Source organism: Hyphomonas sp. (assembly GCF_040882205.1).
Classification (GTDB): domain Bacteria; phylum Pseudomonadota; class Alphaproteobacteria; order Caulobacterales; family Hyphomonadaceae; genus Hyphomonas.
The window spans coordinates 1-11,125 of sequence record NZ_JBBEBT010000341.1 but is presented as its reverse complement, the minus strand read 5'-3'; the positions used below and the strand labels follow the sequence as shown (position 1 = coordinate 11,125).

Sequence of the window (11,125 nt, the reverse complement as noted above, 5' to 3'; positions counted from 1 at the left end):
TTATCGCGACGCCCTGGAAGACCTCGCCGACTTCTGCGTCAGCCGGGCCTATTAGTTCCATACAATCTGTCCCGGCAAAGGCCGAAGGCCGAGTGACCCTGGAACCGCACTGTTCACCGAACGCCCCCCGCTCAGTACAAAGGTGTTGCCCGCAATCGCCTAACCTTCCGAGGCCCTGCCCAGCACCATCCGCTGGCGCACCCAGAGCGCAATCCCGCACACCAGCAGCGCCGCGAACACCACCACGTCCAGTGCCAGCCCGCCGGCATTATAAACGCCTACGGCGGCGGCAAATGGCCCCGCCATCACCGCGCCCGCGCACACCGCCGTCATGCCCCACCAGAGCCGCGCCACCTGCCCATGCGTCCAGCCGGACCGTAGCAGCAGCTGATAGGCATGATCCCGGTGCGCCTGCATCAGCGGCCGGCCATGACGGGCGCGCCAGGCCAGCGTCATGAACACGTCTATCAGGATCGGCAGGCACAGCGTCACCGGCACCAGCACCGGTCCGTCCACGGCGAACATGGCCGAGGCGCCACCAATCAGTCCGCCTACGGACAATGATCCTGCATCCCCGGCAAACAGCCGGCCCTTCAGGTTCCAGAACAGGAAGCCGGCAAGCGCCGCCGCCCCCGCAAACAGCAGGGCCATGAGTAGTTCCGGCGCCGGCGCGTCCGATAGAACCGCGACCGGCACGAGCAGGAAGCACAGCATCGCCAGGATGATCAGCGCCGTGCCCATAGCGATGCCGTTGGCGCCGTCCATGAAGTTCACCGCATTGGCCATCACGAAGACCCATGCCGCCACGATCGCGAGGCCGGCATAGCCCGCCAGCGCCGTGCCCTCCCGCCCGATCCACAGATGCCCGAGTTCAGGGCCGAGCTGAGCCGCGATGATTGCTCCCCCGAGCAGCGCCAGCAGCTTCGGCAGCGCCGGCATACCCGCCGCATCGTCATACCAGCCGAGCAGCGCCGCAAACACGGTGAAGCCGGCGATCCCCGCCAGCGGCGCGGCGGCGAGCAGCGACCCCGCAGGCGCGCCGGATATCGCCAGCACTGCCGCGCCCGCGATCAGGCCCGCCAGGATGGCGACCCCGCCCGAACTTGGCACCGGCGCGCCTTGCGTCTTGCGCACGCCGTCCGGTGCATCCTTGGGGCCGAGCCGGATCATCAGCCAACAGACGAACAGGCTGACCGTACCCGGCACAATCAGAAGCGCGAGCGCGATCATGGCGCCGCCCCCAGCCGCGTCGGCACTGACCACCAGTCCGGCTGCTCCGCCTTCAGAACCACCGAGGCGCGCTCGGCAAAAGAGGTCGCGTCAAATATCGCAAAGCAGGTCGCGCCCGAACCGCTCATCCGCGCCAGCCGCACGCCTGGCTGCGCCCGCAGGAAGGCCAGCACTTCGGCAATTTCCGGCACCCTCGCCATCGCCGGCGCCTCCAGATCGTTGCGCTGGTAGCCCAGCCAGTCGGTCAGATGGTCCTTGTCGAGGAAACCCGGCAGCGGATCGATCTCTGCAAAATTTCCGCCGCCCGCCGCCGCATCATAGGCGGCAAAGACTGGCCCGGTCGGGCAGGTCACGCGCGGGTTCACCAGCAGCGCGGGGATACGGAACGGCACGCGCGCCGGCGCCACCTGCTCGCCTTCGCCCCGCATCAGCGCGGGCACCGCCGCCAGCGATACCGGCACATCCCCCCCCAGCCCCGGCGCCACTTGCTCCGAATACGAAGCATCAATCTCCCAGAGCTTGGTCAACAGCCGCAGCGCCGCCGCCGCATCTGATGAGCCGCCGCCGATCCCCGCCGCGACTGGCAGCCATTTCTTTAATGACAGCGCCGCGCCCTTGGTGCAGCCGGATACGCCCTGCAGGGCCAGCGCCGCCGTTAGCACGAGATTGTCCTCCACCGGCCCGGACACCGGCGCGAACGGCCCGGATACGTCGAGGCTCAGCGCCTCGGCCGGGCTGGCCGTCAGGTAGTCCGCCGCATGCTCGTCGCTGAACACGACGAGCGAATCGAGATCATGCCGGCCATTCCGCTTCACCGGGCCGACATGCAGGAACAGGTTCACCTTGGCCGGTGCCCAGGCTTTCAGCTCGGTCATTTTCCCGCCCTCCCCGGCGTATTGCCTATTGCGCGGCGCTGGTTCCCGCCAGCGACGGCCCCGCCGCCAGCCCGGCCACCAGCTTCTGTGCAATCAGCACACCTTCATCCGCAGGCGGATTAAGTTTCAGCGCCCGGCTCCACTGGAACCCCGCTTCTTTCTTGCGCCCGGCTTTCCAGTAGGCATCGCCGAGGTGATCGTTCAGTACTGGATCACCGGGCAGCAGCTCCACCGCGCGTTCCAGCAGGTCCACCGCCTCGTCATACTGGCCAAGCCGATAATGCGCCCAGCCGAGGCTGTCGACGATATGGCCCGACTGCGGCTCCAGCACCAGCGCCTGCCGGATCAGGCTGAAGCCCTCTTCCAGATTGATGCCCCGGTCGACCCAGGAATAGCCGAGATAGTTCAGCACGTTCGAATTGTGGGGGTCGATAGCGAGGGCCTCTTTCAGGTCCGCCTCCGCGCCGTCCCAGTTCGACTGGCGCTCGCGCGAGGCGCCGCGCAGGAAGTACACCCGCCAGTCCTTGCGCCCTTCGGCCACATCGCCCGCGATTACGTCGGTGAGGATCGTCTCGGCTTCGACATGCCGGTCCAGCGCGCGGTTGAGATCGGCGACCTGCATCTTCAGGGCGCGCTCGGGTTTTGCCTTCAGCGCGCCGGTCGCTACCTCCAGCGCCTCATGCGTCCGGTCCTGCGACAGCAGCGTGCTCGCAATCTGCCCGCGCGCCACCGCATAAAAAGGCGAGGACGCCGGCACTTCGCTCAGCACACGGATGGCCGCGTCCGGCCGTTTGCCCTGCACCAGCGACTGGCCGAGCAGCGTGCGCGCCTGATGCAGCTGCGGGTCCAGCGCAATCGCCAGCACGAAATAGACCGAGGCAATATCGTCATCCGTCTGCAGCATCAGCGCCGAGGCTGGCAGGAACATTGCCAGCGCCGCACCCTGCCGGGTCGTCAGCCGTTTTGGCGTTATCTTCTCACCCGCCTCGATGCGCGCCTTCAATGCGGCGAGCGAGGCGTTGACGCCTACCTCGGTGCGGAACTGGTCGAGGATTGCCACCGCTTTGCCGGGCTCGCCGCGCGCGGCCAGCAGTTCGGCATAGGTCTCCGCCCCCACCGCGAGGCGCGCGCCGGAGGCCCAGATCCGGTCGAAGGTGGTGACCGCCGCCTCGTCCTTTCCTGCTGCCGTCTGCACGAGGCCGATCATGTGCAGGGTCGCATTGTCGAGGCGCGGATCGCCGGTCAGGTTCTGCTGCAACATTGCCTCTGCCTCCGGTGCGCCCTTGGAGGCCATCAGGCTCCAGGCTTCCAGATTGCGGGCGATCATCCGGTTGAAAGCGCGCAGGTCGCTCGCCTCGATGATCTCGATGGCGGCGTCTGTCTTGCCGCGCCCGATGGCGTCCACGGCCAGAACCAGGCGCACCAGCGCCGCTTCGCTGCCCGCATCATTGGCGCGGCGGGCAAGGCCCGCGGCCACGCCGTAGTCGCCCGCCAGCAAGGCCGAGAACACCGCCCGCTCCGCGACGCCCGTATCTTCCGGCGCCGAACTGATCGCGGAGGCGTAATGGCGCGCTGCCACCTGCGGATCATTGGTCAGCGCCGCAAAGCGCGCGATCATGAAGTCGCTATAGGCCCGCGCCTCGTCCGGCCGGTCGCCGGAGGGATAGCTGGTTTTGGAAAAGGGTCCGCTGGCACAGGCAGCAGCCAGAAGCAGCGGCGCGAGCGCCAGCAGGAAGCGGTGGGGTTTCATTGTCGGAAATTCGCAGCATCCGGCAGATGCGGCAAGTGGCAGCGCGCCGCTGGCCCGCTGTCAGTTCGCCGCGAGGCGGCGGTCCTGCTGGGTGAAATAGATGTCTATCGCCCCGGCAATCGCCTCCACCGCCGCCTTGCGGCCCTTATCGGACTGCAGGCGCTTGGCATCCGCCTCATTGGTCAGGAAGCCGAGTTCCAAGAGGACCGCCGGCACATCCGGGGCCAGCAGCACATAGAAACCGGCATTGCGGTGGGTATTGCGCAGCACCGGCGCGGCCTTCTGCAATTGCGGCAGCAGCAGCTCGGCAAACTCCGCCGAGCGGGTCTTGGTTTCGCGCTTGACGAGATCCTCGAGCAGGCCGTTCAGCTGTTCGGGCGTGCCGTCCTCGATGGCTATCTTCCAGTCATTCTTCGTCGCCTCCCGGTCGATGCGCGTCTCGCCCCGGGCCGAGATTGTGTAGACCGACGCCCCGGACACCGAGGCGGAGCCCGCCGCATCGGCATGCAGCGAGATGAACAGCTCGGCGCCCCATTTGCGCGCCAGCGTCACCCGGTCCTCATGCTCGACATAGATATCGGTATCCCGGGTCAGGCGCACGTCATACTTGCCGCTCTTCTCAAGCACATCGCGCAGGGCCAGCGCCGCCTTGAGCGTGATGTCCTTCTCCTTGCCCCCCGCCAGCGCCATCGCGCCGGGGTCCTTGCCGCCATGCCCGGCATCGATCACCACAACATGCCGGCTCGGCCCGCCAAGGGCGCGGCCATAGGGCAGCTTGCCGCCCGCCAGCTGTTTCGACGCCCTGGCGCGCGCCTCTGCCATCTCGGTTTCCAGCTTGGCCAGCTTCTTGACGTCGCGCCGGGCCGAAACCGTGTAGCGGGCCGGCGAAATCGTATCGAGGTCGAGGATCACCCGGTAGGCGCGCTCCTTGCCGGTCGGCGGCAGGCGCAGCATCCGGGTTACCGCCATCGGCCGGTCCAGCACGAATTCAAGGCGCCCCGGTTCCAGCGACCAGGCCTCGACCCCGCCATTGCCTTCGCCGGCGGCTGAATACCCGTTCTGAGCGAGCGGCAACACAACCCTGCGTTCCCCGGGCAGCTCCGTCAGCAGTCCGTCAGCTGTTTCGGCCACATCGGTCCAGATGGTAATACGCGTGGGGGCGCCGTCACCCACGATTCGCACCTGCGTGACATCCGCTGAGGCCGGCTGAAACCAGCCGAAACCCAGTAGAATCAACAGGATAAGCAGGAATCTCGGCATCGGATCAGTCAGCAGGCCCGGCAAGCTGTGGCAAATACACTAACTGTCCTCTTAGACCGGGGAAGATTAACCTCCGCTTGACCGGGCCTTTACGCCAGGCAGCAGGACCTTCGGAATTTGGCCCTTTCATTTCCGGATGAAATTGGGCACTATTAATGCGTGGCCGTCCAAAAGGTCTGGCCCAAAGGTTTCCCTCTATCGCGCACCATCCCGGCTTCCCCGGAAAGGCAAGCGGGTCGCGCGCTCCGGAAAGCAAGGATCAATGCGCAACTGTGCCGCTGCCAATACAGGAACCGCCGGGTCGCCAATGCGATTCGCGGAGCCGTCCGGCGTGGCATTCCCTTCAAATCATATTGCCGGCCTTCGGGGCCAACCGAGGCGCATAGCGCCCTGGCCCGCCGCGCCGGACCGAAAGGTTCTGTTACATGAGCAGATTGATGCTTATCGACGCCGCCCATCCCGAAGAAACGCGGGTGGCGATCGTCAACAACGGTCAGGTTGACGATTTCGACTTCGAATCAACCGGAAGCGAACAACTCCGCGGCAACATCTATCTCGCCAAAGTGACCCGGGTGGAGCCCTCGCTCCAGGCGGCCTTTGTGGAGTATGGCGGCAACCGGCACGGCTTCCTCGCCTTCAGCGAGATCCACCCGGACTATTACCAGCTGCCCGCCGAGGACCGCGAAGCCCTGCTGAAGGAAGCCGCCGAAGAGGCCGCTGCCGCCATTGAGGCCGAGGACGATGATGACGGCCCGTATGTTCCCCACGGCGTCGCCGCCGAGATGGACCGGGGCAGCCATGACCATTCCGGCCACGACCATGACCATGACCATGATGAAGACCATGATCACGGCGACGAAGCCGAAGCAGACGTCGAATCCGGCGCAGACGACGAGGACGAGGAAAACGGCGGCGACGAAGCCCCGAAACCCCGCGCGCCCCGCCAGCGCGCCCGCAGCGAACGCACCGCTCGCCCGGCCTCGACCCGCACGCCGGTTTCCAAGCGCTACAAGATCCAGGAAGTGATCCGCCGCCGGCAGGTCATGCTGGTTCAGGTCGTGAAGGAAGAACGCGGCAACAAGGGCGCCGCCCTCACCACCTATCTCTCGCTCGCCGGCCGTTACTCGGTGCTGATGCCCAACACCCCCCGGGGCGGCGGCATCTCGCGCAAGATCATCAATTCGGCGGACCGCAAGCGCCTGAAATCCATCGTCTCGGAGCTGGACATCCCGGACGGCCAGGGCCTGATCGTCCGTACCGCCGGCGCCAAGCGCACTAAGATCGAGATCAAGCGCGACTATGACTACCTCTCCAAACTCTGGGAAACCATTGTCGAGAAGACGCTGACCTCCGAAGCCCCGGCGCTGATCAATGCCGAAGGCGGGCTTGTTCACCGCGCAATGCGCGACATGTTCGACAAGGAGATCGAGGAAGTCTGGGTCCAGGGCGACGAGGCCTACCGCGAGGCGAAAGACCTCGCCAAGATCATCATGCCGAGCCAGGCCAAGAAGGTTCAGCAATGGCGCGAGGATGACCCGCTCTACGTCGCCGAAGCCGTGGAAGGCCAGCTCGATTCGATCTACTCGCCGACCGTGCAACTGAAGTCCGGCGGCTATCTGGTGATCAACCAGACCGAAGCCCTCGTCGCCATCGACGTGAACTCCGGCAAGTCGACCCGCGAGCGCAATATCGAACAGACCGCCGTGCGCACCAACCTGGAAGCGGCCGAGGAAGCCTGCCGCCAGATGCGCCTGCGCGACCTCGCCGGCCTGATCGTGATCGACTTCATCGACATGGAGGAGAACAAGAATAACCGCGCCGTTGAGAAGCGCCTCAAGGAATGCCTGAAGGTTGACCGCGCGCGCGTCCAGCATGGCCGCATCTCGCAATTCGGCCTGATGGAAATTTCCCGCCAGCGCCGCCGTCAGGGCGTTCTCCAGGCGACCTCCGATCCGTGCGAAGCTTGCAACGGCACCGGCCGCCGCCGCTCGATCCCCTCGGCGGCCCTGCAACTGATCCGCGCCATCGAAGCCCGCGCCGCCATCGGCGCCCTCAAGGGCATCTCGGTAAAGGCGCCTACGGATGTGGCCCTGTATATCCTCAACAACAAACGCGAAGCGCTGATCGAGATCGAGCGCGTCGCCGGGTTTGCCGTGTCGATCCATTCTTCGGAGGACATGCTGCCGGGCGACTTCCAGCTCGATGCCGAACGCGACCCGAACGCCAAGCCGAAGAAGCGTGCAACGCCGCGCTCGCTGATGAAGCCGACCCCTGCCTCGGCCCGCGACGGGGACGATGAAGACGCCGAAGAAATCGATGATATCACCGAGGACGCGGACGAGGACGGCGATGACGCCGCCGAGCCGCGCGCCGAAAAATCCGACAATGGTGAAGGCGGAAACGGCGGACGCAAACGCCGCCGCCGCCGCCGCGGTGGCCGCAATCGCGCGGAGAACCGCGAGACCGGTCTCGAAGTGGTTGATGCCGACGCGCCGGTTTCCGGCGATGCGGTTGTCGCCTCCGATGAAGACGGCGACGATGAGGAAGATGACGAGGGGGACGGGTCCGGCGTAGAGCCCCGCGCCGATGGCGAGGAAGGACCGCGAAAGCGTCGCCGCCGCGGGCGCGGGCGCGGACGCCGCCGCCGCCGCCCGGGCGAAGGCCCTGCCGAAGGCGGAGAGATCGCCGCCATAGCTGATGGCGGCGCCTATCTCGACGGTCTCTCGGCCAGCGCCGAAGCGATGCTGTCGGACGAGGACGACGCCGAACCGGTCGGAGCTGAAGTGATTGCGGACGCAGAACCGGACGCCGAAGAAGCCCCCGCCCGCAAACCCCGCGCGCCCCGCACCCGCCGCGCCAAACCTGCGCCGGCTGAAATAGCAGCAGAGGCGGAAGCGCAGGCCCCTGCGGCTGAAGCGGCACCTGTGGCAGAAGTCCCAGAGCCAGAGCCTGAGCCTGAGCCTGAGCCAGAGCCTGAGCCTGAGCCCGAGGCCGTGATGGCAGTCGCCGAAACACCACCCTCCGCACCGGAACCTGCGCCCACACCCGCGCCCCAGGCCGAAGGCCCGAGAAAAGCCGGCTGGTGGAACCGAAATAAGAAGTAATCCGGGAACGGATTTTCTGACTGGATGAGGGGGCAGCGAAAGCTGCCCCCTTTGTTTTTTTGCCCGCCTGCTTCCTGCGTCACCCTCGATGGCCGAAGGCGATCGGAAGGCCTATCTCCTTTCCGGTCTGCATCCACCACAGTCGTTGTCCGTCACCCCGGGATTGTGCGGGGTAACTGCCTGGAACCCGGACTTTCCTTTTGCGCCGGGTCTTCGCCTGCCGGCAAAACCGGGACGCCGACGAACCATCATTGGTCGTAGGGAGTGATCGGGAGATGGGTCCTCAGGCCGGCAGTGCCGATGGCGGGTGACGCCAGAGGAGCCATCTGGAATTAATCCGCCCTAAAACAAAAGGGCCGGAGCAGAAATGCTCCGGCCCTTTCAGATTGTGTGCCGCAAACCCTAAGCTGCGACTTTCGCTTTCGTGCCAGCCGGCGGGAAGCGGTCGTAGAAGCCTTGACCCTTGGCGGCCATGTCGCGCAGGAGCTTGTTCGGGCGGAAGCGGTCGCCGTACTTGTCGGCAAGCCGATCGGCTTCGGCGACGAATTCCTTGATGCCCCAGATCAGGTCGACATAGGAGCAGCAGCCGCCGGTGAAGGGTGCAAAACCCCAGGCGAGGATCGAGCCGATGTCAGCGTCGCGCGCATCGGTGATCACGCCTTCCTCGAAGCAGCGGGCGACTTCCACGGCCTGGCGGACCAGGAAGCGGTTGGTCAGCTCCTTCTTCAGCGCGGGCGGGCACTCATCAATCTTGAGCGTGAGCTGCTTGTTGATGTCCGGCCAGAGGCGGGAAGGTTTACCCTTCTCGTCATAGTCATAGAACCCCTTTCCGGCCTTGCGGCCAACACGCCCCTGGTCTTCTACGAGCCAGGCGAGGAAGTTCGTGCGTTCATCCGTCTGCAGATCAATGCCGGTGGCTTCCGCCATCGCGCGTGTCACTTTCAGGGCAGTGTCGAGACCGACCGAGTCCGAGACTTCCAGCGCGCCCATAGGCATACCGGCCTGGCGGCCGACATTCTCGATGATCGCCGGCTTGATGCCTTCGCCCAGCATTTCCATGCCTTCGCGCGTATAGGTGCCGAAGCAGCGCGAGGTGTAGAAGCCGCGGCTGTCGTTCACCACGATCGGCGTCTTGCGGATGGCGAGCACATAGTCGATGGACTTCGCCAAGGTTGCTTCGCTCGTCTCCTTGCCCCTGATGATCTCGACGAGACCCATGCGCTCGACCGGCGAGAAGAAGTGGATTCCGATGAAGTTCGCGGGACGCTTCGAGGCCTTGGCAAGACCGGTAATCGGCAGTGTCGAGGTGTTGGAGCCGAACACGGCGTCATCGCCCAGCACCGCTTCGGCGGCTTGCGTGATTTTCGCTTTCAGCTCTTCATTCTCGTAGACGGCTTCGACGACGAGATCGGCGCCCTTGAGGTCATCGTAATTGTCCGTGGCGGTGATCAACGCGAGCAGGGCATCGCCCTTTTCCTTCGTCATCTTGCCGCGCGAAACATCTTTCTCGACGAGACGCACGGAGTATTGCTTGCCCTTCTCAGCCGCCTCTTTCGAGACATCGACGAGAACGGTCGGGATGCCGGCTTTCGCCTGCACATAGGCAATGCCCGCGCCCATCAGGCCCGCGCCGATAACGGCGATCTTCTTGAACTCTGTCTTCGGATGACCGGCGGGACGGTTGGCGCCCTTGCCGAGTTCCTGCATCGACAGGAAGAGCGAGCGGATCATCGCCTTCGCTTCCGGGCGCTGCTGCGTGTTGATGAAATAGCGCGTCTCGATGCGCAGGCCGGCATCAATCGGCACCTGGATGCCTTCATAGATGCAGGAGAGGATGTTCTTCTGAGCCGGATAGTTCCCATAGGTTTTCGATGACAGCATCATGTTCGCCATCGTAGCCACCTGGCCGGCGCCCGGCGACTTGTGCGGCACGCCGCCCGGAACCTTGTAGCCCTTCTCGTCCCAGGGCGCCTTGGCCTTCGGGTTTGCCTTCACCCAGGCTTTCGCGCGGGCTACAGTCTCTGTGGACGGCGCAAGTTCGTTGACGACGCCCATCGCTTTGGCCTGTTCGGCGGTGAAGCTTTCGCCCTGCAGGATCAGCGGGAGCGCGGCCTGCACGCCGACAAGGCGCGGCAGGCGCTGCGTGCCACCGGCGCCCGGCAGCAGGCCAATCTTGGCTTCCGGCAGGCCGAACTGCAGCTTTGGATTATCATTCGCGGCGACGCGGTAATGCCCCGCCAGAGCCACTTCGAGACCGCCGCCGAGGGCGAGACCGTTGAGCGCTATGGCCACTGGCTTGCCGCAGGTCTCCAGCTTGCGCAGCGTACCGTTCAGCGAGAAGCCCGCGTCGAACTGTTCCTTCTTGAGTTCATCTAAGGACTTTTCCTTCTTCTCCCCGCCGCCTGCGCGGCTGCCCATCTCGCCGAGGTCGGCACCGGCGCAGAAGCCGCTCGCCTTGCCCGAGGAAATGACGAGGCCCTTGATGGCGTCGTTGGTGGCGACTTCCTGGGTAATCGCGATAATGTCGGCAACCGCCTTGCCAGTCAGCGTGTTCATGCTGCGGCCTGGCACGTCGAAGATGGCATGGGCGATACCATCGGCATCAATGTCCCATTTGAAGGTTTCGAGGTTCATGGAATGGCTCCTTGTATTCGGAAATTGTGGTCAGGATTGGGGAACAGGCAGATCGATCTCTGAACGGATGATCATGATCTTCTGCCAGATCTTGCTGGACAGGTTGGTGGTCAGACCCTCGATCTCGTTGACGGTGTGGATCACCACTTCGTCGCGCACGCCCTGCATGTAGAGCGCGGCGAGCTTGCCGATCAGCGACAGGAGTTCCGTACAGTAATCGAGGTAACGCATAAGGTCGGTGGACGAGAGATCGCGCTCCGGCGAGGAGGCGG

At 65.1% G+C, this 11,125-nt stretch carries 6 protein-coding genes and 1 pseudogene; 1 reads left to right on the top strand and 6 read right to left on the bottom strand.

The window, feature by feature from the left end:
- Positions 1 to 159 precede the first annotated feature (159 nt).
- Genes WEA77_RS14910 through WEA77_RS14895 form a run of 4 tightly spaced genes read right to left on the bottom strand, consistent with a single transcriptional unit; the run spans position 160 to position 5,028 of the window.
- Positions 160 to 1,263, bottom strand: a complete 1,104-nt coding sequence (locus WEA77_RS14910; RefSeq protein ID WP_368068659.1) for a glycosyltransferase family 4 protein — start codon at positions 1,261 to 1,263, stop codon at positions 160 to 162.
- On the bottom strand, positions 1,227 to 2,105 hold the full coding sequence (locus WEA77_RS14905) for a 4-(cytidine 5'-diphospho)-2-C-methyl-D-erythritol kinase (RefSeq protein WP_368068658.1): 879 nt from the start codon (positions 2,103 to 2,105) through the stop codon (positions 1,227 to 1,229). The genes WEA77_RS14910 and WEA77_RS14905 overlap by 37 nt, the downstream gene beginning before the upstream one ends.
- A 25-nt stretch (positions 2,106 to 2,130) precedes the next feature.
- Entirely contained in the window at positions 2,131 to 3,855 is a 1,725-nt protein-coding gene (locus tag WEA77_RS14900) for a tetratricopeptide repeat protein (protein ID WP_368068657.1), read from the bottom strand.
- A 60-nt stretch (positions 3,856 to 3,915) separates the two neighbouring features.
- Entirely contained in the window at positions 3,916 to 5,028 is a 1,113-nt protein-coding gene (locus tag WEA77_RS14895; protein ID WP_368068656.1) for an N-acetylmuramoyl-L-alanine amidase, read from the bottom strand.
- A gap of 512 nt (positions 5,029 to 5,540) precedes the next feature.
- On the opposite strand from WEA77_RS14895, the gene WEA77_RS14890 reads away from it, so the two are divergent.
- Positions 5,541 to 8,219: a ribonuclease E/G gene (locus tag WEA77_RS14890; protein ID WP_368068655.1), complete on the top strand. Its 2,679-nt coding sequence runs from the start codon at positions 5,541 to 5,543 to the stop codon at positions 8,217 to 8,219.
- A gap of 402 nt (positions 8,220 to 8,621) precedes the next feature.
- Here the strand turns inward: WEA77_RS14890 and WEA77_RS14885 are convergent, their stop codons facing one another.
- Complete coding sequence (locus tag WEA77_RS14885) at positions 8,622 to 10,853, bottom strand: 3-hydroxyacyl-CoA dehydrogenase NAD-binding domain-containing protein (RefSeq protein ID WP_368068654.1); 2,232 nt, start codon at positions 10,851 to 10,853, stop codon at positions 8,622 to 8,624.
- A gap of 30 nt (positions 10,854 to 10,883) precedes the next feature.
- Positions 10,884 to 11,125: pseudogene (locus WEA77_RS14880) on the bottom strand (hypothetical protein); the annotation flags it as partial.